Annotated in this window: 28 protein-coding genes and 2 tRNA genes; 27 read left to right on the forward strand and 3 right to left on the reverse strand. The window is 66.3% G+C overall.

The window, feature by feature from the left end; all coding sequences use genetic code 11:
• The first annotated feature begins 71 nt into the window (after nucleotides 1-71).
• The 3 genes from ASC70_RS14160 (at nucleotide 72) to ASC70_RS14170 (ending at nucleotide 2,442) form a co-directional block, all read left to right on the forward strand.
• Nucleotides 72-962, forward strand: coding sequence for an SPFH domain-containing protein (locus ASC70_RS14160; protein ID WP_056051128.1), 891 nt, complete (start codon nucleotides 72-74; stop codon nucleotides 960-962).
• 1 nt (nucleotide 963) lies between these two features.
• Nucleotides 964-1,164 (forward strand): hypothetical protein, encoded by a 201-nt coding sequence (locus ASC70_RS14165; RefSeq protein ID WP_056051131.1) that lies wholly within the window; start codon nucleotides 964-966, stop codon nucleotides 1,162-1,164.
• 66 nt (nucleotides 1,165-1,230) lie between these two features.
• Nucleotides 1,231-2,442: a glycosyltransferase family 1 protein gene (locus tag ASC70_RS14170; protein WP_056051134.1), complete on the forward strand. Its 1,212-nt coding sequence runs from the start codon at nucleotides 1,231-1,233 to the stop codon at nucleotides 2,440-2,442.
• On the opposite strand, the gene ASC70_RS14175 is transcribed toward ASC70_RS14170, so the two are convergent.
• The 3 genes from ASC70_RS14175 to ASC70_RS14185 all read right to left on the reverse strand — a co-directional run bounded on the left by ASC70_RS14175 (nucleotide 2,439) and on the right by ASC70_RS14185 (nucleotide 3,751).
• Nucleotides 2,439-3,434 carry an LLM class flavin-dependent oxidoreductase gene (locus tag ASC70_RS14175; RefSeq protein WP_056051136.1) on the reverse strand — a complete coding sequence of 332 codons (996 nt, stop codon included), beginning with the start codon at nucleotides 3,432-3,434 and terminating at the stop codon, nucleotides 2,439-2,441. The genes ASC70_RS14170 and ASC70_RS14175 overlap by 4 nt on opposite strands.
• A 97-nt stretch (nucleotides 3,435-3,531) precedes the next feature.
• Nucleotides 3,532-3,608: transfer RNA gene (locus ASC70_RS14180), tRNA-Asp, on the reverse strand.
• Nucleotides 3,609-3,674: 66 nt separating this feature from the next.
• Nucleotides 3,675-3,751 (reverse strand) — tRNA-Asp (locus ASC70_RS14185).
• 313 nt (nucleotides 3,752-4,064) lie between these two features.
• Here ASC70_RS14185 and ASC70_RS14190 point away from each other — a divergent pair.
• From ASC70_RS14190 to ASC70_RS14305, 24 genes are all read left to right on the forward strand, one after another.
• Complete coding sequence (locus ASC70_RS14190; RefSeq protein WP_047405904.1) at nucleotides 4,065-4,442, forward strand: NADH-quinone oxidoreductase subunit A; 378 nt, start codon at nucleotides 4,065-4,067, stop codon at nucleotides 4,440-4,442.
• A complete protein-coding gene (locus ASC70_RS14195; RefSeq protein ID WP_082539718.1) occupies nucleotides 4,412-5,014 on the forward strand; it encodes an NADH-quinone oxidoreductase subunit B family protein in 603 nt (200 codons plus the stop codon). Before ASC70_RS14190 ends, ASC70_RS14195 begins: the two co-directional genes overlap by 31 nt.
• Nucleotides 5,011-5,625, forward strand: coding sequence for an NADH-quinone oxidoreductase subunit C (locus tag ASC70_RS14200; protein WP_056051142.1), 615 nt, complete (start codon nucleotides 5,011-5,013; stop codon nucleotides 5,623-5,625). The genes ASC70_RS14195 and ASC70_RS14200 overlap by 4 nt, the downstream gene beginning before the upstream one ends.
• Before the next feature lie 3 nt (nucleotides 5,626-5,628).
• Nucleotides 5,629-6,879 carry an NADH-quinone oxidoreductase subunit D gene (locus ASC70_RS14205; protein WP_047405898.1) on the forward strand — a complete coding sequence of 417 codons (1,251 nt, stop codon included), beginning with the start codon at nucleotides 5,629-5,631 and terminating at the stop codon, nucleotides 6,877-6,879.
• Nucleotides 6,876-7,208 carry a nuclear transport factor 2 family protein gene (locus tag ASC70_RS14210; protein ID WP_047405896.1) on the forward strand — a complete coding sequence of 111 codons (333 nt, stop codon included), beginning with the start codon at nucleotides 6,876-6,878 and terminating at the stop codon, nucleotides 7,206-7,208. The genes ASC70_RS14205 and ASC70_RS14210 overlap by 4 nt, the downstream gene beginning before the upstream one ends.
• Nucleotides 7,205-7,894 (forward strand): NADH-quinone oxidoreductase subunit NuoE, encoded by a 690-nt coding sequence (nuoE, locus tag ASC70_RS14215; protein ID WP_047405894.1) that lies wholly within the window; start codon nucleotides 7,205-7,207, stop codon nucleotides 7,892-7,894. The genes ASC70_RS14210 and nuoE overlap by 4 nt, the downstream gene beginning before the upstream one ends.
• Nucleotide 7,895: 1 nt before the next feature.
• Nucleotides 7,896-8,120, forward strand: coding sequence for a hypothetical protein (locus tag ASC70_RS14220; RefSeq protein WP_047405892.1), 225 nt, complete (start codon nucleotides 7,896-7,898; stop codon nucleotides 8,118-8,120).
• Nucleotides 8,117-8,383, forward strand: a complete 267-nt coding sequence (locus ASC70_RS14225) for a hypothetical protein (RefSeq protein WP_047405890.1) — start codon at nucleotides 8,117-8,119, stop codon at nucleotides 8,381-8,383. Before ASC70_RS14220 ends, ASC70_RS14225 begins: the two co-directional genes overlap by 4 nt.
• Nucleotides 8,384-8,386: 3 nt before the next feature.
• Nucleotides 8,387-9,706 (forward strand): NADH-quinone oxidoreductase subunit NuoF, encoded by a 1,320-nt coding sequence (nuoF, locus tag ASC70_RS14230; protein WP_056051145.1) that lies wholly within the window; start codon nucleotides 8,387-8,389, stop codon nucleotides 9,704-9,706.
• A gap of 5 nt (nucleotides 9,707-9,711) precedes the next feature.
• Nucleotides 9,712-11,772 (forward strand): NADH-quinone oxidoreductase subunit NuoG, encoded by a 2,061-nt coding sequence (gene nuoG / locus ASC70_RS14235; protein WP_047405886.1) that lies wholly within the window; start codon nucleotides 9,712-9,714, stop codon nucleotides 11,770-11,772.
• On the forward strand, nucleotides 11,773-12,837 hold the full coding sequence (gene nuoH, locus ASC70_RS14240; RefSeq protein ID WP_082009147.1) for an NADH-quinone oxidoreductase subunit NuoH: 1,065 nt from the start codon (nucleotides 11,773-11,775) through the stop codon (nucleotides 12,835-12,837).
• Nucleotides 12,837-13,076 carry a hypothetical protein gene (locus tag ASC70_RS14245; protein ID WP_047405882.1) on the forward strand — a complete coding sequence of 80 codons (240 nt, stop codon included), beginning with the start codon at nucleotides 12,837-12,839 and terminating at the stop codon, nucleotides 13,074-13,076. Before nuoH ends, ASC70_RS14245 begins: the two co-directional genes overlap by 1 nt.
• Entirely contained in the window at nucleotides 13,073-13,297 is a 225-nt protein-coding gene (locus ASC70_RS14250; protein ID WP_056051148.1) for a hypothetical protein, read from the forward strand. Before ASC70_RS14245 ends, ASC70_RS14250 begins: the two co-directional genes overlap by 4 nt.
• A 10-nt stretch (nucleotides 13,298-13,307) precedes the next feature.
• Nucleotides 13,308-13,799, forward strand: a complete 492-nt coding sequence (nuoI, locus tag ASC70_RS14255; protein WP_056051151.1) for an NADH-quinone oxidoreductase subunit NuoI — start codon at nucleotides 13,308-13,310, stop codon at nucleotides 13,797-13,799.
• A gap of 84 nt (nucleotides 13,800-13,883) precedes the next feature.
• The gene (locus ASC70_RS14260) at nucleotides 13,884-14,501 is read left to right on the forward strand and encodes an NADH-quinone oxidoreductase subunit J (RefSeq protein WP_047405878.1); all 618 of its coding nucleotides are present in this window, start codon (nucleotides 13,884-13,886) and stop codon (nucleotides 14,499-14,501) included.
• Nucleotides 14,498-14,803, forward strand: coding sequence for an NADH-quinone oxidoreductase subunit NuoK (nuoK, locus tag ASC70_RS14265; RefSeq protein ID WP_013079344.1), 306 nt, complete (start codon nucleotides 14,498-14,500; stop codon nucleotides 14,801-14,803). The genes ASC70_RS14260 and nuoK overlap by 4 nt, the downstream gene beginning before the upstream one ends.
• 8 nt (nucleotides 14,804-14,811) lie before the next feature.
• The gene (nuoL, locus tag ASC70_RS14270; RefSeq protein ID WP_056051153.1) at nucleotides 14,812-16,872 is read left to right on the forward strand and encodes an NADH-quinone oxidoreductase subunit L; all 2,061 of its coding nucleotides are present in this window, start codon (nucleotides 14,812-14,814) and stop codon (nucleotides 16,870-16,872) included.
• On the forward strand, nucleotides 16,869-18,371 hold the full coding sequence (locus ASC70_RS14275; protein ID WP_162247223.1) for an NADH-quinone oxidoreductase subunit M: 1,503 nt from the start codon (nucleotides 16,869-16,871) through the stop codon (nucleotides 18,369-18,371). Before nuoL ends, ASC70_RS14275 begins: the two co-directional genes overlap by 4 nt.
• Nucleotides 18,372-18,378: 7 nt before the next feature.
• The gene (gene nuoN, locus ASC70_RS14280) at nucleotides 18,379-19,824 is read left to right on the forward strand and encodes an NADH-quinone oxidoreductase subunit NuoN (RefSeq protein WP_056051162.1); all 1,446 of its coding nucleotides are present in this window, start codon (nucleotides 18,379-18,381) and stop codon (nucleotides 19,822-19,824) included.
• Nucleotides 19,811-20,566 carry a biotin--[acetyl-CoA-carboxylase] ligase gene (locus ASC70_RS14285; RefSeq protein WP_052196688.1) on the forward strand — a complete coding sequence of 252 codons (756 nt, stop codon included), beginning with the start codon at nucleotides 19,811-19,813 and terminating at the stop codon, nucleotides 20,564-20,566. The genes nuoN and ASC70_RS14285 overlap by 14 nt, the downstream gene beginning before the upstream one ends.
• Entirely contained in the window at nucleotides 20,563-21,348 is a 786-nt protein-coding gene (locus tag ASC70_RS14290) for a type III pantothenate kinase (RefSeq protein ID WP_047405872.1), read from the forward strand. The genes ASC70_RS14285 and ASC70_RS14290 overlap by 4 nt, the downstream gene beginning before the upstream one ends.
• The gene (locus ASC70_RS14295; protein WP_047405871.1) at nucleotides 21,348-23,027 is read left to right on the forward strand and encodes a ribonuclease J; all 1,680 of its coding nucleotides are present in this window, start codon (nucleotides 21,348-21,350) and stop codon (nucleotides 23,025-23,027) included. The genes ASC70_RS14290 and ASC70_RS14295 overlap by 1 nt, the downstream gene beginning before the upstream one ends.
• 110 nt (nucleotides 23,028-23,137) lie before the next feature.
• Nucleotides 23,138-23,557, forward strand: a complete 420-nt coding sequence (mce, locus tag ASC70_RS14300; protein WP_047405870.1) for a methylmalonyl-CoA epimerase — start codon at nucleotides 23,138-23,140, stop codon at nucleotides 23,555-23,557.
• A complete protein-coding gene (locus ASC70_RS14305) occupies nucleotides 23,557-23,817 on the forward strand; it encodes a DUF1467 family protein (RefSeq protein ID WP_047405869.1) in 261 nt (86 codons plus the stop codon). Before mce ends, ASC70_RS14305 begins: the two co-directional genes overlap by 1 nt.
• Nucleotides 23,818-24,058: the final 241 nt, after the last annotated feature.

Below are 24,058 nucleotides of genomic sequence, written 5' to 3' on the forward strand. Positions count from 1 at the left end.
CATGCTCACGCTTCCCATTGCGGGCTGCTACCAAAGTGATATCATTTCGGTATCAACGCTGGAGGAGCGTCATGCCCGAGACTCGCACCATCAACCCGACGACGGAGCGGCCGCACGGCGGCATGGGCGGCGGCCTGCCGCTGCTCGCGCTTCCGGTCCTGCTGGCCGCCGGGATCTGGGCCTTCATCCAGGCTCGAGATGACGGCGCGGTCTATGCAGGTTTGGGCGCTCTGCTGGTCTTCCTGTTCGCCATGGTTTCGTGCGGCTTCTATTCGCTGCAACCAAACGAGGCCTATGTCATCACGCTGTTCGGGACCTATGTCGGCACCGATCGCCGTACGGGGCTGCGCTGGATCCTGCCCTGGTACGGTCGCAAGAAGATCAGCTTGCGGGTCCGCAACGTCACCAGTGAGATGCTGAAGGTGAACGACAAGCGCGGCAACCCGATCGAGATCGCCGCCAACATCGTCTGGCGGGTCCAGGATTCGGCCCAGGCCCTGTTCGACGTCGACGACTATATCGCCTTCGTGAACATCCAGATCGAGACCGGCCTGCGGGAAGTCGCCTCGCACTATGCCTATGACCACGCGGAGGAGGGCGAACCCACTCTGCGCGCCCACGCCGAAGAGGTCGGCGATCGCCTGCAGAAGGACCTGCAGCAGCGCATCGCGGTGGCTGGCGTCGCCATCGACGAGGCCCATCTGATGCACCTGGCCTATGCTCCCGAGATCGCCGGCTCGATGCTGAAGCGCCAGCAGGCCGAGGCGGTGCTGGCCGCGCGCCGCACGATCGTGGCCGGCGCCGTCGATATGGTCGAGAGCGCTCTCAGCCAGCTCAGCGAGCGAGGCGTTGTCACGCTCGATGACGACCGCCGGGCCTCGATGGTGTCCAATCTTCTGGTGGTGCTGTGCGCGGACCGCGAGGCCCAGCCCGTGGTCAACACCGGCACCCTGTACGGCTGACGTGGCGGGCGATCCGAGCGACGCCAAGGGCGGACGCCGTGCATTCCTGATGCGCGTTCGCCCGGAGGTGCTGGCCGCCGTCGAACGGCTGGCCGGCGCGGAGTTGCGTAGCGTGAATGCGCAAGTCGAGGTATTGCTACGCGAGGCCTTGGGCCGGCGCGGCGTGACGCTGAAATCGTCCGGAAACGGCGAGGAACCGTGAGCGTCGCAAAAGCTTTATCGTTCCGGGGCCGAATGGGGTGGCCTGGAGTATCGATGAGGAATCGGCGTGACGGACACGAGATCGGACCGGCCACTTGGCCTGCGTGGTTTTTCTCGCGAGATCGATCCGCCGACTGACGACACCGTACGCCTCGTCGACACGACCATGCTGTACGCTCCGCGCAGTGGTGGGGTGCGCCGCTATCTGTCTTCCAAACGCGCCTGGCTGTCGGCCAACCGCCCGGACGTCCGTCACACGCTGGTGGTGCCGGGCGCGCGCGATTCATACGACGGGCGAGGGCGGGTCTCGATCTATGCCGCGCCACTGCCGTTCGGGGCCGGCTATCGCTGGCCCGTGGTCAAGCAGGCGTGGATGGAACGGCTGATCCGCCAGCGGCCTGACGTCATCGAGGCTGGCGATCCCTACACGCCGGGTCTGGCCGCCCTCCGCGCCGGCGACGCCCTGGGCGTGCCGGTCGTCGGGTTCTGCCACACCGATCTCGGCGCCCTGGCGGCGCTACATATCGGCGAATGGGCCGAGAAGCCGGTCCAGAAGCGCTGGGCGGCGATCTATCGCCAGTTTGACCAGGCGGTGGCGCCCAGCCGTTTCATCGCCGGCCGCTTGATCGAGGCGGGTGTCCACAACGCCATCGGCCTGCCGCTGGGCGTCGACACCGAGCTGTTTCATCCCTCCCGCGCCGATCGGGACGCCCTGCGGCGACGGCTTGGCGTTTCACCGGGCGAGCGCCTGCTGGTCTTCGCCGGCCGGCCGGCGCGCGAGAAGCGGCTGGAGGTGCTGGTCGCGGCGGTCGAGCGGCTGGGCGCGCCGTACAAGCTGCTGTTTGTTGGGGCTGGTGGCGGAGCGCCGGTCAGCGACCGAGCGATCTGCCTGGACTATGTCCGCGATCCGGCCGAGCTGGCCGCAGTGCTGGCGAGCTGTGACGCCTTCGTCCACGCCAACGACAACGAGCCGTTCGGCCTGATCGTACTGGAAGCCATGGCCTGTGGCCTGCCCGTGGTCGGCGTCGCCGCCGGCGGCGTGGCCGAATCCGTCGACGAAGAGGTCGGACAGCTGGCCACGGAATCGGAACCGGCCGCCTTCGCCGAGGCGATCGAGGCCCTGTTCGCCCGCGACATCGCCGCGGTCGGCGCGGCGGCCCGGCGTCGCGCGGTCGAGCGGCACGGCTGGGACGCCGTCTTCGGCCAGCTTTGCGCGATCTACGGGGCCTTAAGCGGCCACCGGGCGTTCGGCGGCCAGCCGCAGCTTCGCGACCACTAGGCTCGCAGGCTGGCCAAGATCTCGTAGCTGCGCTTGCGCGCGCCGTGGTCGTAGATCTGGGACGCGGCCATCAGCTCGTCGGCCCTGGTCATCTCCAGCACCTGATCGATCTTGCGCCGAACCGTCTCGGGCGAACCGATGGCCGCGTATTGGAAGGTGTGGTCCAGGCCCGCCAGCTCGGCAGGGGAGGCGTGCTCGCGGATATCGTCGACCGGCGGCGGCAACAGGCCCGGACGGCCGCGCCGCAGCGCTAGGAACTGCTGCTGGGTCGAGGTCGAGAGGCGCGTCGCCTCAGCGTCGGTATCGGCAGCGCATACGCCGATGCAGACCATGGCGTAGGGCTTGTCCAGCGTCTCCGACGGCTTGAAGTGGCGGCGATAGAGGAGGAGGGCGTCCAGCAGCGAGTCGGGCGCGAAGTGGGCGGCGAAGGCGAAGGGCAGCCCCAACGCGGCGGCCAGCTGCGCGCTCCAGGTCGAGGAGCCGAGCAGCCAGATCGGCACGTCCTGGCCTTCGCCCGGCACGGCGCGGACGTTCTGGTCCGGCTCGGCCGGCTTGAACCAGTGCTGCAGCTCGACGACGTCCTGGGCGAACGAATCGACGGCGCCCGCGTAGCGGCGCAGCGCCCGCATGGTCGCCTGGTCCGTGCCCGGCGCGCGGCCCAGGCCCAGGTCGATGCGGCCGGGATATAGGGCGGCCAAGGTGCCGAACTGCTCGGCCACCATCAACGGCGCGTGGTTGGGCAGCATGACGCCGCCCGAACCGACCCGAATCGTCGAGGTGCCGCCGGCCACATGACCGATCACCACGGCCGTCGCGGCGCTGGCGATGCCCGGCATGTTGTGATGCTCGGCCAGCCAGTAGCGGTGGAAGCCGAGGGTTTCGGCGTGGCGCGCCAAGTCCAGGCTGTTGTGGAGAGCCTGGCCGACCGGCGTCCCTTGCGGAACAGGCGCGAGATCCAGAACGGAGAACGGGGGGTAAGCGGGACGGGTCATGTCCGCTACATGGCGTGCGCTATCGGCAACTCAAGTCTTCAGCAACATAGAGCGTTGCCGAAACCATTCTCGATATGAGGAAGAAACCACCGGACGGTGGCGCGAATGACGGGACTCGAACCCGCGACCTCCGGCGTGACAGGCCGGCGCTCTAACCAACTGAGCTACATCCGCGTCGTGCGCCTGGGCGCGACGGTCGTCCGTAGACCGAGAGGGGGAAGCTTACCACCTTTGAAGGGGTGGCGCGAATGACGGGACTCGAACCCGCGACCTCCGGCGTGACAGGCCGGCGCTCTAACCAACTGAGCTACATCCGCATATCCCTTCGCCGAAGCGAAAGTGCGACCCGCCGATCGGCGAGGGGCGTCTGATATGTCGGGTGAAGACTCGTGTCAACGGGCATCTCGAAGAAGCAGCGAATAGCCTGTTCCGCATGGGTGGTTTCGATCTCGCCGGACCAAATGCGAGCGGCGGGCTGGTCCCGCCGAGCCGAGGTTTCATCGTTCGCTCAAGATAGATCGACGTTCTCGGGAACAGGTCCAGTTGCGATCGTTTCTCAATGTGTTCCGGGGTGTTTGAAGCGGCTGCGACAGTGGGCTACAACCCGCTCGATTCAAGCCAAGGGCTGTCATGACCGCCTTCCTTCTCCAATACCTGCCGATCGTGATCTTCCTAGGGATCGCGGCGGCCATCGGCATCGTCTTCATCCTCGCTGCGGCCGTGTTCGCGCCGAAGGCGCCGGACCCTGAAAAGCTGTCCGCGTACGAATGCGGCTTCAACGCCTTCGACGACGCGCGCATGAAGTTCGACGTTCGGTTCTATCTGGTGTCGATCCTCTTCATCATCTTCGACCTGGAAGTGGCGTTCCTGTTCCCTTGGGCGGTCACGCTGATGAAGCTGCCGCACGACGTGGCCCAGTTCGCCTTCTGGTCGATGATGACCTTCCTCGGCGTCCTGACCGTCGGCTTTGTCTATGAATGGAAGAAGGGCGCCCTCGAATGGGAGTGATCGTTCCCGCCAACGCCTCGTCGACGCCGGCGCTTTCGGCCGGCCGTTCGACGGTGGAGGGCTATGACCCCAAGATGCACGACCCGTTCTTCGACGGCGTCTCGCAACAGCTGGCCGACAAAGGCTTCATCACCGCCGCCGCCGACGACCTGATCACCTGGGCCCGCACCGGCAGCTTGATGTGGATGACGTTCGGCCTGGCGTGCTGCGCCGTCGAGATGATGCACTCGGCCATGCCGCGCTATGACCTGGAGCGCTATGGCTTCGCGCCGCGGGCCAGCCCGCGCCAGTCGGACGTGATGATCGTCGCCGGCACCCTGACCAACAAGATGGCTCCGGCCCTGCGCAAGGTCTACGACCAGATGCCGGAGCCCCGCTACGTCATCTCGATGGGCAGCTGCGCCAACGGTGGCGGCTACTACTATTACAGCTATAGCGTCGTGCGCGGCTGCGACCGCGTCGTGCCGGTCGACATCTACGTGCCGGGCTGTCCGCCCACGGCCGAGGCGCTGGTCTACGGCGTGCTGCAGCTGCAGAAGAAGATCCGTCGCACGGGGACGATCGAGCGATGAGCCAAGACCTCGAAGCCCTGGGCCAGGCGATCGTCGCCAACTCGGCCGGCGCGATTTCGACCTATCACGTGGCGTTCGGCGAGCTGACCGTGCTGGGCTCGGCCCCGCGCGTCGTCCAAGCCCTGACCTATCTGCGCGATCATCCCGACTACCGTTTCCACCAGTTGGTGGACTTGACGGCGGTCGACTACCCCGAGCGCGCCGCGCGCTTCGACGTGGTCTACCACCTGCTGTCGATGGTGAAGAACGCGCGCGTCCGCCTGAAGGTGCAGACCGACGAGGATACGCCGGTGCCCAGCGCCACGGCGGTATTCCCGGTCGCCGACTGGTTCGAGCGCGAGGCGTTCGACATGTACGGCGTGTTCTTCGAGGGCCATCCGGACTTGCGCCGGATCCTGACCGACTACGGTTTCCACGGCCATCCGCTGCGGAAGGACTTCCCGATGACGGGTTACGTCGAGGTCCGCTACGACGACGAGCTCAAGCGCGTCGTCTACGAACCCGTGAAGATCACCGAGTTCCGCGCCTTCGACTTCATGTCTCCGTGGGAGGGCGCCAAGTACGCCCTGCCGGGTGACGAGAAGGCCGAGAAGCGGGCAGGGGACGCTTAAGTCATGACTGGCACCAATGCGCCCGCCGCGGCGACCGACTTCTTCCGCGACGCCCCGACGACTCCGGCCATCCCGGAGACGCCGGTCCGCAAGTTCAACATCAACTTCGGCCCGCAACATCCGGCCGCGCACGGCGTGCTGCGCCTGGTGCTGGAGCTGGACGGCGAAATCGTCGAACGCGTCGATCCGCACATCGGCCTGCTGCATCGCGGCACCGAGAAGCTGATGGAAGCGCGGACCTACCTGCAGAACATCCCGTACTTCGACCGCCTCGACTACGTGGCGCCGATGAATCAGGAGCATGCGTTCTGCCTGGCCATCGAAAAGCTGCTGGGCGTCGAAGTGCCCAAGCGCGGCCAGGTCGTGCGCGTGCTGTTCTGCGAGATCGGCCGCATTCTGAACCACCTGCTGAACGTGACGACCCAGGCCATGGACGTCGGCGCTCTGACGCCGCCGCTCTGGGGCTTCGAGGAGCGCGAGAAGCTGATGGTGTTCTACGAGCGCGCCTGCGGCGCTCGCCTGCACGCCAACTACTTTCGTCCGGGCGGCGTCCATCAGGACCTGACCCCGTCGCTGATCGACGACATCGAGAGCTGGGCGAAGGCTTTCCCCAAGATCTGCGACGACATCGAAGGCCTGATCACCGACAACCGCATCTTCAAGCAGCGCAACGTCGATATCGGCGTGGTCAGCAAGGAAGACGCCTGGGCCTGGGGTTTCTCGGGCGTCATGGTGCGCGGCTCGGGCATCGCCTGGGACCTGCGCCGCAACCAGCCTTACGAGAACTACAACGAGTTCGAGTTCGACATCCCGCTGGGCAAGAACGGCGACTGCTACGACCGCTATCTCTGCCGCATGCAGGAGATGCGTGAGTCGACGAAGATCATCCTGCAGGCCGTGCAGATGCTGCGCGGCACGCCGGGGCCGGTGCTGACCGAGGACAACAAGGTCAGCCCGCCGCGCCGCGCCGAGATGAAGCGCTCGATGGAAGCTCTGATCCACCACTTCAAGCTTTACACCGAGGGCTTCAAGACGCCGGAAGGCGAGGTCTACGCCGCCGTCGAGGCGCCCAAGGGCGAGTTCGGCGTCTACGTGGTCAGCAACGGCACCAACAAGCCGTACCGCTGCAAGATCAAGGCGCCGGGCTTCTCGCACCTGGCGGCGATGGACTGGATGAACCGCGGCCACCAGCTGGCCGACGTCTCGGCCATCCTGGGCTCGCTCGACATCGTGTTCGGCGAGGTCGACCGGTGAGCCTTGAAACGATCGCCCAGGCGCAACTCGACGCCTACAACGCCCAGGATCTGGACGCCCACTGCGCCCACTTCACCGACGACGTAGTGGTCGCGGGCCTGAACGGCGATGTCGCGCGCACGGGTATCGAGGCTTATCGCGCCTGGTACGAGGCCGCCTTCGCCCAGTTCCCGAAGAACAAGGCGCAGCTGCTGAACCGTATCGTGGTCGGCTCGAACGTGATCGATCATGAGCGCGTCGACCGCGGCAATGGCGACCCGGTGTTCGAGGTCGCCGCCATCTACACTTTCAAAGGCGACAAGATCGCCCGCGTGGATTTCGCCCGATGAGCGTTCGTCGTCTTGCCAAAGAGCAGCCCGCCAGCTTCGCCTTCTCGAAGGACAGCCAGGCCAAGGCCGACTGGTGGAAGGCCAAATATCCCGCCGTCCGCAAGCAGTCGGCGGTGATCCCGATGCTGTGGCTGGCCCAGAAGCAGGAAGGTTGGGTGTCCGAGCCCGCGATCCAGGAGATCGCCAAGCAGCTCGAGATGCCGGTCATCCGCGTCCTGGAGGTCGCCACCTTCTACGTGATGTTCCAGCTTCAGCCGGTCGGTAAGGTCGCCTTCGTCCAGCTGTGCGGCACCACGCCGTGCCAGCTGCGCGGCGCCCTGGACCTGAAGGCCGTGCTGAAGGCCAAGATCGGCGACGCCAACCACGTCTCGGCCGACGGCAAGTTCAGCTGGGAAGAGGTCGAGTGCCTGGGCGCGTGCTGCAACGCCCCGATGGCCGCGATCAACGACTACTATTACGAGGACCTGACGCCGGAGAGCCTGGCCAAGATCCTGGACGATTTCGCGGCCGGCAAGTCGCCCAAGCCGGGCAGTTATGACGGCCGTGTCGCCTCGGAGCCGAAGGGGGCCATCCACACCCTGACGGATCCGAAGCTGTACGACGGTTCGTACGCCAAGAAGATCAAGATCCCGAACCTGCCCGAGAAGCCGAAGACCTCGAAGGCCAAGCCGGAACCGACCGCCTGACATGACCGCCGACGCCGCCCTGCAGAAGAAGCGCCTGACCGCGATGCTCGCCATCGACGCGGTCTGCTTCGTGCTGGCCGGTGTGGCGATCTATGGCGCGGTGTCGCTGGGACTTGGTTGGGCCAAGCCTGTCTTCATCCTGGCCATCGCCGCGGGGGTGGTCGCGCAGATCTGGTTCATCCTGGGCTGGATGCGCGCGACCAAGGGGGAGGGGGCCTCGTCATGATCGACGACAGCGCCCTCAACACGCGTCGCGCCGCCTACGCGGACACGATCCGGAGCCTGCATCGCCGCGAACGCGGCGTCGGCTTCGTGGCCTGCCTGGCGGGCGCGATGCTGCTGATCTGGGGGCGCACCGTTCCGGGCGCGCCGTTCTGGGCGGTCATCGCCGGTCTTGTCACGATTGGCGCGGGCTGGCTGCTTTTCGCCTATGTCATCATTCGTCGGACGCGCTATGTGCGCGCCCATCCATTCGATCCGCAAAGCTGAGTCATGGTCGGTATCCTCGAAGACAAGGACCGCATCTTCGCCAACCTCTATGGCCTCCACGACTGGGGCCTCGAGGGCGCGAAGAAGCGCGGCTGCTGGAATGGCACCAAGGACATCCTGGACGCCGGGCGCGACTGGATCATCGACAACATGAAGAACTCCGGCCTGCGCGGCCGGGGCGGCGCGGGCTTCGGCACGGGCCTGAAATGGTCGTTCATGCCCAAGGAAGTGAAGGAAGGTCGTCCTCACTACCTGGTCGTCAACGCCGACGAATCCGAGCCGGGCACCTGCAAGGACCGGGAGATCATGCGGCATGACCCGCATCTCCTGATCGAAGGCTGCCTGATCGCCTCGCGCGCCATGTTGGCCAACGCCTGCTACATCTATATCCGCGGCGAGTACGTCTTCGAGCGCGAGCGCCTGGAAGCGGCGATCAAGCAGGCCTACGAGGCCAAGCTGATCGGCAAGAACAACGTCCACGGCTGGGACTTCGACCTCTACGTCCACCACGGCGCCGGCGCCTATATCTGCGGCGAAGAGACGGCCCTGCTGGAGAGCCTGGAAGGCAAGAAGGGCCAGCCCCGCCTGAAGCCGCCGTTCCCGGCCGGCGCGGGCCTCTACGGCATGCCCACGACCGTGAACAACGTCGAGAGCATCGCTGTCGCCGGTACGATCCTGCGCCGCGGCGCGGCCTGGTTCGCCGGCTTCGGCCGTCCGAACAACGCCGGCACCAAACTGTTCTGCGTTTCGGGCCACGTGAACCTGCCCTGCAACGTCGAAGAAGCCATGAGCATCCCCTTCCGGCAGCTGATGGAAGACCACTGCGGCGGCATCCGGGGCGGCTGGGGCAATCTGAAGGCCGTCATTCCGGGCGGCTCGTCCGTGCCGATGATCCCGGCCGAGCAGTGCGAAGACCTGCCGATGGATTTCGACGCCCTGCGCAACCTGCGCTCGGGCCTGGGCACCGCCGCCGTCATCGTCATGGACAAGTCCACCGACTTGGTCCGCGCCATCGCCCGCCTGTCGTACTTCTACAAGCACGAGAGCTGCGGCCAGTGCACGCCGTGCCGCGAAGGCACCGGCTGGATGTGGCGGGTCATGGAACGCATGGCCACCGGCGAGGCCGATCCGAAAGAGATCGACACCCTGTTGGACGTCACGACCCAGGTCGAGGGTCACACCATCTGCGCCCTGGGCGACGCGGCCGCCTGGCCGATCCAGGGCCTGTTCCGTCACTTCCGCCATGAGGTGGAGGAGCGGATCGCTTCCTATCGTAGCGGTCGCCTGCACGTGCAGGGCGCCAAGCTGATCGCGGCGGAGTAACAAGAATGGCTATCGCCAAGGTCAACGGCGTCGAAGTCGAGTTCGAGCCCGGCATGACGGTTCTGCAGGTCGCGGAGCTGGCCGGGGAAGAGATTCCGCGCTTCTGCTACCACGAGCGTCTGTCCATCGCCGGCAACTGCCGCATGTGCCTGGTCGAGGTGAAGCCCGGCCCGCCGAAGCCGCAAGCGTCTTGCGCCCTGCCGGCCGCCGAGGGCCAGGAGATCTTCACCAAGACTCCGATGGTCAAGAAGGCTCGTGAAGGGGTGATGGAGTTCCTGCTCATCAACCACCCGCTGGACTGCCCGATCTGCGACCAGGGCGGCGAGTGCGACTTGCAGGATCAGGCCGTTGGCTATGGCCGCGACGACAGTCGTTACGAAGAAAACAAGCGCGCGGTCGAAGAAAAGGCCATGGGCCCGCTGATCAAGACCGTGATGACGCGCTGCATCCAGTGCACGCGCTGCGTCCGCTTCATTACCGAAGTCGCGGGCTCGCCGGAGATCGGCCTGATCTCGCGTGGCGAAGACGTTGAAATCACGACCTATCTGGGCGCGGCGGTGACGTCGGAGCTCAGCGCCAACGTGATCGACCTCTGCCCTGTCGGCGCGCTGACCTCCAAGCCCTACGCCTTCGAAGCCCGCCCGTGGGAGCTGAAGAAGACCGAGAGCGTCGACGTCATGGACGCCCTGGGCTCGTCGATCCGTGTCGACGCCCGCGGCGCGGCCGTGCTGCGCGTCCTGCCGCGCAACAACGACGACATCAACGAAGAATGGATCTCGGACAAAACCCGGTACGCCGTCGACGGCCTGGGCCGTCAGCGTCTGGATCGTCCGTACGTCCGCGTGGCCGGCAAGCTGCAGCCGGCGACCTGGGCCCAGGCCTTCGCCGCCATCGCGTCCAAGATCAAGGCGACCGCGCCGGAGCGCGTCGGCGTCATCGCGGGCGATCTGCAGGACGCCGAGAGCCTGAAGGCGACCAAGGACCTCTTCACCGCCCTGGGCGTGAAGAACCTGGACAGCCGTCAGGACGGTACGGCCCTTGGCTATGGTCCGCGTGAAAGCTGGCTGTTCAATTCGACCTTGGCCGGCATCGAGAACGCCGACGTCGTGCTGTTCGTCGGCACGAACCCGCGCCTCGAGGCCCCGGTCCTCAACGCCCGCTTCCGCAAGCAGTGGATCGCCGGCAAGACCCGCTTCGGCGTCATCGGCGAGCAGGCCGACCTGACCTTCGGCTACGATTACCTCGGCGCTGGCGCCAAGACCCTGTCGGGCCTGGCCAAGAGCAAGGGCGACTTCGTCGCCGCCCTGAAGGCCGCCGAGCGGCCCGCGATCATCATCGGCCAGGGCGCTCTGGCCCGCGCCGATGGCGCGGCCGTCCTCAAGGCCGCCGCCGGCCTCGCCAAGACCATGAAGGTGGTTCGGGAAGGCTGGAACGGCTGGAACGTCCTGCATACCGCCGCCGCCCGCGTGGCCGGTCTCGACATGGGCTTCGTGCCGGCCGAGGGCGGTCTGTCGACGGCCGACATGCTGAAGCCGGGCGCCTTGGACGTCCTGTTCCTGCTGGGCGCCGACGAGTGCGAGCCCGCGGCCTCGGACGCGTTCAAGATCTATCTCGGCACCCACGGCGACGCCGGCGCGCACAAGGCCGACGTGATCCTGCCGGGCGCGGCCTATACCGAGAAGAACGGCCTCTATGTGAACACCGAAGGCCGTGTCCAACAGGGCAGGCGCGCCGTGTTCCCGAAAGGCGAGGCCAAGGAAGACTGGTCGATCCTGCGGGCGCTCTCGGAAGTGCTCGGTCACAAGCTGCCCTACGACAGCCTGGACCAGCTGCGCGCCAAGCTGTTCGCCGATCACCCGACCTTCGGCCAGATCGACTACGCGCCGGGCTCGGTCGCCACTCCGTTCGACGTCGGCGCCCTGGGCGGCGACGCCGAGCTCTCGGACGCGCCGTTCGAGAGCCCGATCAAGGCCTTCCACCTGACCAACCCCGTCGCGCGCGCCAGCGTGACCATGGCCGAATGCGCGGCCGTGGCCTCCGGCGCCGCCAAGATCGCCGCGGAGTAAATCGTGGACTCGAACTCTCCGCTTCTCTGGTTCGGCCTGACGACCGGCGGCATCCTGCTGGTCGTGATCTGGGTCCTGCTGAGCCTGGCCTTCCTGCTGTTGGCCGACCGCAAGATCTGGGCCGGCGTCCAGATGCGCAAAGGTCCCAACGTCGTTGGTCCCTTCGGTCTGCTGCAATCCTTCGCCGACTTCCTCAAGTTCGTGCTGAAGGAGATCGTGATCCCGGCCGGCGCCGACAAGGTCGTCTTCCTGCTGGCGCCGCTGCTGAGCCTGGTCCTGGCCTTCGTCGGCTGGGCCGCCGTGCCGTTCGCGCCGGGCTGGGTGGTCTCCAACATCAATGTCGGCATCCTCTACCTGCTGGCGATGAGTTCGCTGGGCGTCTACGGCATCATCATGGGCGGCTGGGCTTCGAACTCGAAGTACCCGTTCCTGGGCGCCCTGCGTTCGGCGGCGCAGATGGTGTCGTACGAAGTCTCGATCGGCCTGATCATCATCACGGTGATCCTGCTGGCCGGCTCGATGAACCTTTCGACTATCGTCGAGAAGCAGTCCGGCTGGATCTGGAACTGGAACGTCTTCGGCGGCGCGGGCCTCAAGAACGTCATCCTGCTGCCGGTCATGGTGGTGGCGATGGGCATGTTCTTCATCTCGGCCCTGGCCGAGACCAACCGCCCGCCGTTCGACTTGCCGGAAGCCGAATCCGAACTCGTGGCCGGCTATCAGGTCGAGTACAGCTCCACGCCGTACCTGCTGTTCATGGTGGCCGAGTATTCGAACATCGTCCTGATGTGCGCCATGATCAGCGTGCTGTTCTTCGGCGGCTGGAACCTGGGTCTGCCGATCGATCTGGTCGCGATGTGGGGCTGGTGGGGCAAGCTGGCCCTGGCGCTCGTCTTCTTCGCCAAGATCTGTTTCTGGTTCTTCATGATCGCCATGGCCAAGGCCATCGTGCCCCGTTACCGCTACGACCAGCTGATGCGCCTGGGTTGGAAGGTGTTCCTGCCGACCTCGCTGGTGCTGGTGGCCGCGGTCGCCGCGTGGCGCGTGTTCGGTCCGGCGGCCTGATGCGCCGGATCGCTCTCATCGCCCTGGGCCTGACCGGTCTGGCGCTGACGGCCTGCCAGGCCGTCTCGGCGCAGGAACGGTCTTATTCCCTGGGCGATGGGATCGTCAGCTATGACGACCTCCGGCGCGAGGGCGACAAGTGCAAGAGCTCGGGCGGAACGATCCGGGCCAAGCAGGACGGGGGAGACCCCGCTCAGCTGTCGAACTACACCTGCGTCATTCCCCCGAGCGGGAAATGAGGCGGGTCGTTCTCGGGATCGCGATGATCGGCCTGTTGGCCGGCTGCGCGCCCTGGGGGCGGAGTGTTCAGCAACCGCCGCAGCGGACGCTGGAGGACCAGGTCGAGGCGCGCCGCAAGGAAGACGCCGCGACCAAGAAATGCGTCCTCGAGCAGACCTTGCGGCGGCAGCAGAAAGAGCAGGGAAGGGACGTCCGTCCTCTCCCGAAGGAAAAGTGTTAGGAGAGCTCTGGTGTTCCAGCGCATCACGCAAGCGGTCAAGGGCGCGGCCCTTCTGGACTTCGCCGGCGCCTTTGGCCTGGCCATGAAGTACATGATCGCGCCGAAGAAGACGGTGATCTATCCGAACGAGCGTGGTCCGCAATCGCCGCGTTTCCGGGGCGAGCACGCGCTGCGCCGCTATCCGTCGGGCGAGGAACGCTGCATCGCCTGCAAGCTGTGCGAGGCGATCTGCCCGGCCCAGGCGATCACCATCGAGGCCGAACCGCGCGAGGACGGCAGCCGCCGCACGACCCGCTACGACATCGACATGGTCAAGTGCATCTACTGCGGCCTGTGCCAGGAAGCCTGCCCGGTGGACGCCATCGTGGAAGGCCCGAACATCGAGTTCGCGACCGAGACCCGCGAGGAACTCTACTACGACAAGGAACGGCTTCTCGATAACGGCGACCGCTGGGAGCGCCTGATCGCGAAGAATCTGGAGTTGGACGCGCCCTACCGTTAAAGACGGGCGCGAATCCGAGGTAGGCGGCGCGTCACCGGCGCACCGTCATTTGGACTTTTAGTTTTCAGGGGAGCACCTGGGCCAATGGCCTTGCAGGCGATCGCTTTCTATCTGCTGGCTTTCACGACCATCGCGGCGGGTCTTCTCGTCGTGTCGGCTCGGAATCCCGTGCACTCGGTGCTCTTCCTGATCACCGCCTTCTTCTCGGCCGCCGGCCTCTTCGTCCTGCTGGGCGCGGAGTTCTTGGCGATGCTGCTGATCGTCGTCTACGTGGGCGCGGTCGCGGTGCTGTTCCTGTTCGTCGTCATGATGCTGGACGTGGACTTCGCCGAGCTCCGCCAGGGCTTCGCCCAATACCTGCCGTTCGGCGGGGCGGTGGCGCTGTTCATCGCCGTCGAGATGGTGATGGTCGTGGCCGCGGTGGCGACGAACGGCGCGGCGGCCAAGAACGGCCTGCCGAACGCCTCCCCGGGCGGCGTGCCCAATACGGAGGCGATCGGCCGGGTGCTCTACACCGACTACGTCTTCTTCTTCCAACTGGCGGGCCTGGTGCTGCTGGTCGCCATGATCGGCGCCATCGTGCTCACCCTGCGCCACAAGCCGGGCGTCAAGCGCCAGGACATTGGCAAGCAGATCGCCCGCACGCCCAAGACCGGCATGGAGCTGGTCCAGATCAAACCGGGTGAGGGGATCTCCGAATGATCGGCCTGCCGCACTATCTCGTCGTCGCCGCGATCCTGTTCACGATCGGCGTCTTCGGCATCTTCGTGAACCGCAAGAACATCATCGTCATCCTGATGTCGATCGAGCTGATCCTGTTGGCGGTGAACATCAATCTGGTGGCGTTCTCGGCCTATCTGCACGATGTGGCGGGGCAGATCTTCGCCATGTTCGTGCTGACCGTCGCCGCCGCCGAGGCGGCCGTGGGCCTGGCCATTCTCGTCACCTTCTTCCGCAACCGCGGCGACATCGCGGTTGACGACGCCAGCATGATGAAGGGCTAAGCGACGTCATGCAGACGCTTGTCACCATTCTCGTTTTCGCGCCGATCATCGCCGCGGCCATCGCCGGCCTGTTCGGCCGCCGCATTGGCGACGTGGCCTCGCAGTCGGTCACCACCGGCGCGCTGCTCCTGGCTTGCGGCCTGTCTTGGTATACGTTCAGCCAGTGGACCTGGGGGCACATGGAGGCCTTCACCGTCCACCTGCTGCCGTTCATCCACATCGGCGACTTCCAGGCCAACTGGTCGATCCGCATCGACGCCCTGTCGGCGACCATGCTGATCGTGGTCACGACGGTCTCGGCCCTCGTGCACGTCTATTCCTGGGGCTACATGGCCGAGGACGACAGCAAGCCGCGCTTTTTCGCGTACCTGTCGCTGTTCACCTTCGCCATGCTGTCGCTGGTCACGGCCGCTGACTTCATGCAGCTGTTCTTCGGCTGGGAAGGCGTGGGCCTGGCCTCGTATCTGCTGATCGGCTTCTGGTTCAAGAAGCCCTCGGCCAGCGCCGCGGCGATCAAGGCCTTCGTGGTCAACCGGGTCGGCGACTTCGGGTTCGCCCTCGGCATCATGACCACCTTCTGGGCGTTCGGTTCGATCCAGTTCGCCGAAATCTTCCCGCAGATCGCCGCCAACGCGGGCCGCACCTGGGCGTTCGCCGGCCACACGTTCCCGCTGATGGACATCGCCTGTTTCCTGCTGTTCATCGGCGCGATGGGCAAGTCGGCCCAGTTCTTCCTGCACACCTGGCTGCCGGACGCCATGGAAGGCCCGACCCCGGTCTCGGCCCTGATCCACGCGGCCACCATGGTCACCGCCGGCGTCTACATGTTGTGCCTTCTGTCGCCGATGTTCGAATACGCCCCGGTGGCCAAGAACATCGTCACGGTGATCGGCGCGGTGACGGCCCTGTTCGCCGCCACGGTCGGCCTGACTCAGAACGACATCAAGCGGGTGATCGCCTATTCGACCTGTTCGCAGCTGGGCTACATGTTCTTCGCGGCCGGCGTCGGCGCCTATCAGGCGGCGATGTTCCACCTGTTCACCCACGCCTTCTTCAAGGCGCTGCTGTTCCTGGGAGCCGGTTCGGTGATCCACGGCATGCACCACGAGCAGGACATGCGCCGCTACGGCGCCCTGGCCAAGCTGCTGCCGGTGACCTTCATCGCCATGACCATCGGCACGATCGCCATCACGGGCCTCGGCTTCCCGCCGCTGCACCTGGGCTTCGCCGGCTTCTACTCGAAGGACACCATCATCGAAGCGGCCTTCGCGGCTGGTGGGCACAATTCGATCGCCATGTTCGCCTGGGTGATCGGCGTGCTGGTGGCCGGCCTGACCTCGTTCTACTCGTGGCGCCTGGCTTTCTTCACCTTCAACGGTCACGCGCGCTGGGGTCATGACGACCACCATGCGCACGATGCTCATGGCCACGACGCTCACGGCGCGGCGCATGAGACGCACGACGAGCCGCTACCCGACGACGATCACGGCCACGGCCACGACCACAAGCCGCACGAAAGCCCGTGGGTGATGCTGGTCCCGCTGATCGTGCTGTCGATCGGCGCGGTCGCCGCCGGCTTCGTGTTCGTCGACTACTTCGTCGGCCACCACCAGGAAGAGTTCTGGCGCGGCGCGATCTACAACGCCCCGACCAACCACGTGCTCCACCAGGCGCACGAGGTGGCCGAGTGGGTGAAGTGGAGCCCGCTGATCGCCTCGATCATCGGCCTGTTCGCCGCCTTCTACGTCTACATCCTGAAGGAAGGCTTGGGCGCCAAGCTCGCCGCCCGTCAGGGGCCGCTGTACGTCTTCTTCTACAACAAGTGGTTCTTCGACGAGCTGTACGACGCCACGTTCGTGCGTCTGGCCAAGTTCTTCGGCGACCTGTTCTGGAAGGGCGGCGACCAGAAGATCATCGACGGCCTGGGGCCGGATGGCGTCAGCGCGGTCTCGTATGAGGTCGGTAAGCGCACCGGCAAGCTTCAGACCGGTTATCTCTACCACTACGCGTTTGTCATGCTGCTCGGCGTCGCCGGCCTGCTGACCTTCGCCCTGTACGCATTCCGTTGAGGGGGACGGAGCTAATGAGCGGCCTTCTCAGCCTCACGACCTTCGCGCCCCTGGTGGGCGTCGCGGTGATCCTCGCCGCGCGCGCCCTGCACGGCGCGGGGGACAAGACCGACACCCTGGCCAAGTGGATCGCCCTGGCGACCACCCTGGTCACCTTCGGACTGTCGATCGTTCTCACCGTCCAGTTCGACCCGAAGAACCCCGGCTTCCAGTTCGTGGAAGACGTCGCCTGGTTCGCCGGCCTGCACTACCGCATGGGCATCGACGGCATCTCGGTGCTGTTCGTCCTGTTGACCGCGTTCCTGCTGCCGATCTGCATCGTGGCCAGCTGGAAGTCGGTCGAGAAGCGCGTCGTCGAATACCTGATCGCCTTCCTGATCCTGGAAACCCTGGTGATCGGCGTGTTCTGCGCGCTGGACCTGATCCTGTTCTACCTCTTCTTCGAGGGCGGCCTGGTTCCGATGTTCCTGATCATCGGCATCTGGGGCGGCAAGCGCCGGGTCTACGCGGCCTATAAGTTCTTCCTCTACACGCTGCTCGGCTCGGTGCTGATGCTGGCCGCCATCCTGGCCATGATCGGCATCGCCCACACCTCGTCGATCCCGGACCTGATGACCTTCAAGTTCGCGCCGTGGCTGCAGACCTGGCTGTGGCTGGCCTTCTTCGCCAGCTTCGCGGTGAAGATGCCGATGTGGCCGGTGCACACCTGGTTGCCCGACGCCCACGTCGAGGCGCCGACGGCCGGTTCGGTCATCCTGGCGGGCATCCTGCTGAAGATGGGCGGCTACGGCTTCATGCGCTTCAGCCTGCCGATGTTCCCGAACGCCTCGGAGCTGTTCCAGCCGCTGGTGTTCGCGATGTCGGCCATCGCCATCGTCTACACCTCGCTGGTCGCCTTCCGTCAGACCGACATCAAGAAGCTGATCGCCTATTCGTCGGTCGCCCACATGGGCTTCGTGACCATGGGGATCTTCTCGGGCAACGCGGCGGGCGAGCAGGGCGCTCTGTTCCAGATGCTGAGCCACGGGGTGATCTCCGGCGCGCTCTTCCTCTGCGTCGGCGTCGTCTACGACCGCATGCACACCCGCGAGATCGCCTTCTACGGCGGCCTGACGAACCGCATGCCGTGGTACGCCGCGACCTTCATGCTGTTCACCATGGGCAATGTCGGCCTGCCGGGCACCTCGGGCTTCGTCGGGGAAATCCTGACCATGACCGGCGCCTACAAGGCCTCGACCTGGACCGCGATCGTCGCCGCCTCGGGCGTGATCCTGTCGGCCATGTACGCCCTGACCCTGTACCGCCGCGTGATGTTCGGCGAGATCACCAACCCGCAACTGGCCACGATCACCGATCTGGACAAGCGCGAGATCCTGATCTTCGCCCCGCTGATCATCTCGACCCTGGTGCTCGGCATCTATCCGAATTTCGTGTTCAACCTGACCGCGACGTCCGTCGACGCGCTCGTCGGCGCCTGGCGCGCCGCCGTGGGCGGGTGAGGAGCCTATGACCTTTTCCGCCAACTTCTCGCTCGTCCTGCCTGAGATCGTCCTGGCGATCGCGGCGCTGGTTCTGCTGGTGGCCGGCGCCTTCCGGGGCAAGGTGGGGGCCATCTTCACCCTCGCCGCCGTCGCCTCTCTGGTCGCGGCCGCCGCCACGGCGGTGCTGGGTCCGCACGGCCACGCCTTCAACGGGGTCTACGCGGCCGACGCCGCGGCGACCTACGCCAAGGTGGCCATCTATCTGTCGAGCGCCATCGCCGTGGTGCTGGGCGACCGCTGGCTGGCCCAGCGCGGCGACCAGAAGTTCGAATATGCCGTCCTGGTGATCCTGGCCGCGCTCGGCATGGGCGTCACCGCCTCGGCCGGCGACCTGATCAGCCTCTATGTCGGCGTCGAGCTGCAGTCGCTGGCCCTGTACGTCCTGGCCGCCATGCGCCGCGACGACGCCAAGTCGTCGGAAGCGGGCCTGAAGTACTTCGTGCTGGGCGCGCTCTCGTCGGGCCTGCTGCTGTATGGCAGCTCGCTGATCTACGGCTTCACCGGCTCGACCCACTTCAGCCAGATCGCCCTGGCGGCCGCCCACGGCGGCTCGCATGGCGTGGGCCTGCTGTTCGGCCTGGTGTTCCTGATCTGCGGCCTGGCGTTCAAGGTCTCGGCCGCGCCGTTCCACATGTGGACGCCGGACGTGTATGAAGGCGCCCCGACCCCGGTCGTCGGCTTCTTCGCCGCCGCGCCGAAGCTGGCCGCCATGATGATGTTCGCCCGCGTGCTTGGCGACGCCTTCCCCGGCTCGGTCGACAAGTGGCGCCAGATCCTGGTGATCGCGGCCCTGCTGTCGGTCTTCGTCGGCGCGTTCGCCGGCCTGGCTCAGACCAATCTGAAGCGCCTGTGGGCCTATTCCTCGATCGCCAATGTCGGCTATGCCCTGCTGGGCGTCGCGGCGGGCGGCGAGGTCGGCCTGCAGTCGATGCTGGTCTTCATGACCCTCTACATGGTCGACGTCACCGGCTTCTTCGCCTGCCTGCAGGCGCTGAACCGCGACGGCAAGCCCATGGAGACCATCGAGGACATGGCCGGTCTGATCAAGGAACGGCCGGGTATCGCAGTGGCCATGACGGCGTTCTCGCTGTCGGCCCTGGGTCTGCCACCGTTCTCCGGCTTCTGGTCGAAGTTCTACGTCTTCAAGGCCGCCATCGGCACGGGCGACGTGATGATGCAGTGGGCCGCCGTGCTCGGCCTGGTCGGCAGCGTGGTCGCGGCCTTCTATTATCTGCGCCTGATCAAGGCCATCTGGTTCGACGCCTCGACCGGTTCGGTCGACGCCCCGTCGCCGTCGGCCCGCGCCGTCGGCTTCGCGGCCGCGATCTTCTCGTTCCCGATCGTACTGGTGGCCCTGATCTGGATCGATCCCGCCGCCAAGGCCGCCGCGGCGGCCTTTGGTCACGCGTGACGTGACGGGCTTGCCGCCCGTCGTCGTCCTCGACGAGATCGACTCCACCAATGCCGAGGCCCGACGCCGGGCCGAGGCGGGCGAGGGCGGGCCGCTATGGTTGCTCGGCCTTCGCCAGACCGCCGGACGCGGCCGCCGAGGTCGCGCCTGGGAGACCGGCGAGGGCAACCTCGCCGCTACCTTCCTCTTTCGCACCGACAAGCCGCCAGCCGAGGCCGCCCAGGTCTCGTTCGTCGCTGCCCTGGCGGTGGCCGACATGCTGGCCGGATACGTGCCTGCCTCCCTGGTCAGCCTGAAGTGGCCCAACGACCCGCTGCTGGGCGGGCTGAAGGTCAGCGGCATTCTGGTCGAGTCCGGCGCGTCGCCGCTGGGCGGCCTCTGGATCGCCGTCGGGATCGGCGTGAACCTGGCGCGCAAGCCGATCGACGCGGAACGCCCCGCCACCTCCATCGCCACCTATCGTGACAGCCCGCCGCCACACCCGACCGAGGCCATCGAAACCCTGGTCGGGGCGTTCGAGCGCTGGTCGCGGGTCTGGACGTCGCTGGGCTTTCCCGCCGTCGCCGACGCCTGGACCGCCCGCGCCCACGGCCTGGGCGAACCCTGCACCGCGCGTCTGGGAACCGAGACGCTCGAGGGCGTGGCCGAGGGCCTCGACGGCGACGGGGCGTTGCGGCTTCGCCTGGATGATGGTCGAGTCCGCCGGATTACCGCCGGCGACGTGTTTTTCGGAGGCGCGTGATGCTGCTCGCCATTGAACAGGGCAACACCAACACCATGTTCGCCATTCACGACGGTCAGTCGTGGGTGGCGCAGTGGCGTTCGGCCACCGAGAGCACCCGCACCGCCGACGAGTACGTGGTCTGGCTCTCGCAGCTCCTGTCGATGCAGGGCCTCGGTTTCCGGGCCATCGACGCGGTGATCATCTCCAGCGTCGTGCCGCAGTCGATCTTCAACCTGCGCAACCTGTCGCGCCGCTATTTCGGCGTCGAGCCGCTGGTGATCGGCGAGAATGCCAATCTCGGCATCGACGTGCGCATCGAAAAGCCGTCCGAAGCCGGCGCCGACCGCCTGGTCAACGCCATCGGGGCGGGGATGGTCTATAAGGGGCCGCTGATCGTCATCGACAGCGGCACGGCCACGACCTTCGACATCGTCGGGGACGACGGCGCCTTCGAGGGCGGCATCATCGCCCCCGGCATCAATCTTTCCATGCAGGCCCTGCACGAAGCGGCGGCCAAGCTGCCCCGGATCGCCATCCAGCGGCCCGCCGGTAACAGGATCGTGGGCACCGACACCGTGTCGGCCATGCAGTCTGGCGTGTTCTGGGGGTATATCTCTCTGATCGAAGGTCTCGTCACGCGCATCAAAGCCGAGCGCGGCGAGCCCATGACCGTCATCGCCACCGGCGGCGTCGCCTCGCTGTTCGAGGGCGCCACCGAAAGCATCGACCACTTCGACTCCGATCTGACGATCCGGGGTCTCCTCGAAATCTACCGACGAAACACCATTTCCGAGACCTGATGAAAAAATCCAAGAGCGACGAACTCGTCTTCCTGCCGTTAGGCGGGTCGAACGAGATCGGCATGAACTTCAACCTGTACGGCTTCGGCCCGGCTCACGATCGCAAGTGGATCGTGGTCGACCTCGGCGTGACCTTCGGCGATCAGACGACGCCGGGCGTCGAGATCATCCTGCCGGATCCCTCGTATATCGAGCCGTACGCCAAGGACATCATCGGCATCGTCCTGACCCACGCGCATGAAGACCACCTGGGCGCGGTGCATTGGCTGTGGCCGCGCCTGAAGGCGCCGGTCTACGCCACGCCGTTCACCGCCTTCCTGCTGCGCGAGAAGCTGCGCGACGCCGACCTGCTCGACGAGGTCCCGATCACCGAGGTGCCGCTGGGCGGCCGCTTCAAGCTCGGCCCGTTCGACCTGGAACTGATCACCCTGACGCACTCGATCCCGGAGCCGAACGGCCTGGCGATCAAGACGCCGCTGGGCACCATCCTGCACACCGGCGACTGGAAGATCGATCCCGAGCCCCAGCTGGGCGCCCCGACCGACGAGGCCGCCATCCGCCGCCTTGGCGACGAGGGCGTGCTGGCCATGGTCTGCGACAGCACCAACGTCTTCGTGGAAGGCTCCGCCGGGTCCGAAGCCGACGTACGCGAGGCGCTCGGGAATCTGATCAAAAGCCTGACCGGCAAGATCGCCGTGGCCTGCTTCGCCTCGAACGTGGCGCGCATGGACACCGTGATCCGCGCCGCCCAGGCCTGCGGCCGCAAGGTCTGCCTGGCCGGCCGCTCGATGCATCGCATGGCCGCCGCGGCGCGCTCGGTCGGACTGCTGACCGGCATCGAGCCGTTCATCAATGACGACCAGGCCAAGCACCTGCCCGAGAACGAGATCCTGTTCCTGTGTACGGGCAGCCAGGGCGAGGCCCGCGCGGCCCTGTCGCGGATCGCCGACGGCAGCCATCCGCACGTCAAGCTGGGGTCGGGCGACCACGTGGTCTTCAGCTCGCGAGTCATTCCGGGCAACGAGATCCCGATCCGCAACCTGCAGAACAAGCTGGCCGACCGCGGCGTGCGCCTGCACACCGAACGTGACACGCCCGGCATCCACGTCTCGGGCCACCCGTGCCGGGATGAGCTGCGCCAGATGTATTCGTGGGTGCGTCCGCAGATCGCCGTACCGACCCATGGCGAGCGCCGCCACCTGATCGAGCACGCGGCCTTCGCCAAGGACCTGCAGGTGCCGCACGCCGTCTCGCCGCGCAACGGCGACATGGTGCGCCTGGCGCCGGGCATGCCGGAGATCATCGACGAAGTGCCCGCCGGCCGTCTCTATGTCGACGGCGGCGTCGTCACGCCCGAGAACGGCGACGCCCTGCGCGAGCGCCGCCACGCGGCGTTCAACGGCATGCTGGCCGTGTCGATCGTCCTGGATGGCCGAAACAAGATCGTCTCGGGTCCGCAGGTGCGCGGCATCGGCCTGACCGGCGACGAGGAATACACCCTCGACGACGCCCTGGACGACCTCGCCGAAGAAGCCGAGACCGCCTACAAAAAGCTCCAGGGCGACGCCCGCGAGCTGGACGACGCAATCGAAAGCGCCATCTCGCGCGCGGTGAAGAAGGCCGCGTTCCGGATCTGGGAGCGCAAGCCGGTCGTCGAAACGACAGTCCTACGGCTCTGATCACCACGGGCGGCCACCGAAATACCGTGGTCGCCCGTATCTTTCCGCAATGCAGCACTGGTGCTAGGCCAATCGCCAACAACCAGAAAAGCAGCGGGAGTTCTTGAAGGATGATCGGCAAGCTCAACCACGTCGGGGTCGCCACGCCCTCGATCGACGACTCGGTGAAGATGTATCGCGACCTGCTGGGCGCCACCTCGGTGACCGAGAAGTGGGCGATGCCGGAGCAGGGGGTCTGGGTGTGCTTCGTCAACCTACCCAACAGCCAGATCGAACTGATCGAGCCCTATGGCGAGAACTCGCCGATCCACGGCTTCCTGGCCAAGAACCCCAAGGGCGGCCAGCACCACATCTGCTTCGAGGTCGAGAACATCTACGAGGCCCGCGATGACCTTGTCGCCAAGGGCGCGACGGTGCTGGGCGAGCCCCGTATCGGCGCCCACGGCACGCTGATCATCTTCGTTCACCCCAAGGATATGGGCGGCCTGCTGGTCGAGCTCATGGAAACGCCGAAGGACGCGCATCACTGATGAGCCCGGTCACCTGGTTCGCGATCTACCTGACCATCTGGTGGACGGTGCTGTTCGCCGTGTTGCCGCTGGGGTCGCGCAGCTTCCACGAGGCCGGGATCACGCCGCCGCCGGGCGCGGACCCCGGTGCGCCGGTCAATCCGAACCTGAAGCGCAAGTTCATCACCACGACCTGGGTCTCGGCCATCGTGTTCACGGTGTTCTTCGTGGTGTTCCACTTCCATCTGGTGAGGTTGCCCGACCTGCCCATGGGCGCCTGACGCCCGGATGCCCAAGCCTTGGGCGCGGGGCGAGCGATTTGCCCCCGATCGCCCAAGCCTTGGGCGAAGCGCCTCATTGTCAGCGCTTCCCCCGGATGGTCGTGCCCCAACACGTGTTCGGTCGGTAAGGTGACTTCAGGAGATCGGCCTGGCCGATCTCGCTCTGTGGCGTCTTCCCCGACGATGACTTGAAAGGCCGCGCGGCGATCCGCGCGGCCTCTCTTTTTTCCACAACGGAGCC

It is taken from the genome of Caulobacter sp. Root343 (assembly GCF_001425745.1).
Taxonomy (GTDB): Bacteria; Pseudomonadota; Alphaproteobacteria; order Caulobacterales; family Caulobacteraceae; genus Caulobacter.

Excerpts from the sequence above, each read along its gene's own strand:
- ASC70_RS14160 (WP_056051128.1), top strand. The coding sequence starts at position 72 with ATGCCCGAGACTCGCACCATCAACCCGACGACGGAGCGGCCGCACGGC.
- ASC70_RS14175 (WP_056051136.1), bottom strand. The coding sequence starts at position 3,434 with ATGACCCGTCCCGCTTACCCCCCGTTCTCCGTTCTGGATCTCGCGCCT.
- ASC70_RS14190 (WP_047405904.1), top strand. The coding sequence starts at position 4,065 with ATGACCGCCTTCCTTCTCCAATACCTGCCGATCGTGATCTTCCTAGGG.
- ASC70_RS14195 (WP_082539718.1), top strand. The coding sequence starts at position 4,412 with ATGGAAGAAGGGCGCCCTCGAATGGGAGTGATCGTTCCCGCCAACGCC.
- ASC70_RS14200 (WP_056051142.1), top strand. The coding sequence starts at position 5,011 with ATGAGCCAAGACCTCGAAGCCCTGGGCCAGGCGATCGTCGCCAACTCG.
- ASC70_RS14205 (WP_047405898.1), top strand. The coding sequence starts at position 5,629 with ATGACTGGCACCAATGCGCCCGCCGCGGCGACCGACTTCTTCCGCGAC.
- nuoE (WP_047405894.1), top strand. The coding sequence starts at position 7,205 with ATGAGCGTTCGTCGTCTTGCCAAAGAGCAGCCCGCCAGCTTCGCCTTC.
- ASC70_RS14220 (WP_047405892.1), top strand. The coding sequence starts at position 7,896 with ATGACCGCCGACGCCGCCCTGCAGAAGAAGCGCCTGACCGCGATGCTC.
- ASC70_RS14225 (WP_047405890.1), top strand. The coding sequence starts at position 8,117 with ATGATCGACGACAGCGCCCTCAACACGCGTCGCGCCGCCTACGCGGAC.
- nuoF (WP_056051145.1), top strand. The coding sequence starts at position 8,387 with ATGGTCGGTATCCTCGAAGACAAGGACCGCATCTTCGCCAACCTCTAT.
- nuoG (WP_047405886.1), top strand. The coding sequence starts at position 9,712 with ATGGCTATCGCCAAGGTCAACGGCGTCGAAGTCGAGTTCGAGCCCGGC.
- ASC70_RS14245 (WP_047405882.1), top strand. The coding sequence starts at position 12,837 with ATGCGCCGGATCGCTCTCATCGCCCTGGGCCTGACCGGTCTGGCGCTG.
- ASC70_RS14250 (WP_056051148.1), top strand. The coding sequence starts at position 13,073 with ATGAGGCGGGTCGTTCTCGGGATCGCGATGATCGGCCTGTTGGCCGGC.
- ASC70_RS14260 (WP_047405878.1), top strand. The coding sequence starts at position 13,884 with ATGGCCTTGCAGGCGATCGCTTTCTATCTGCTGGCTTTCACGACCATC.
- nuoK (WP_013079344.1), top strand. The coding sequence starts at position 14,498 with ATGATCGGCCTGCCGCACTATCTCGTCGTCGCCGCGATCCTGTTCACG.
- nuoL (WP_056051153.1), top strand. The coding sequence starts at position 14,812 with ATGCAGACGCTTGTCACCATTCTCGTTTTCGCGCCGATCATCGCCGCG.
- nuoN (WP_056051162.1), top strand. The coding sequence starts at position 18,379 with ATGACCTTTTCCGCCAACTTCTCGCTCGTCCTGCCTGAGATCGTCCTG.
- ASC70_RS14295 (WP_047405871.1), top strand. The coding sequence starts at position 21,348 with ATGAAAAAATCCAAGAGCGACGAACTCGTCTTCCTGCCGTTAGGCGGG.
- mce (WP_047405870.1), top strand. The coding sequence starts at position 23,138 with ATGATCGGCAAGCTCAACCACGTCGGGGTCGCCACGCCCTCGATCGAC.
- ASC70_RS14305 (WP_047405869.1), top strand. The coding sequence starts at position 23,557 with ATGAGCCCGGTCACCTGGTTCGCGATCTACCTGACCATCTGGTGGACG.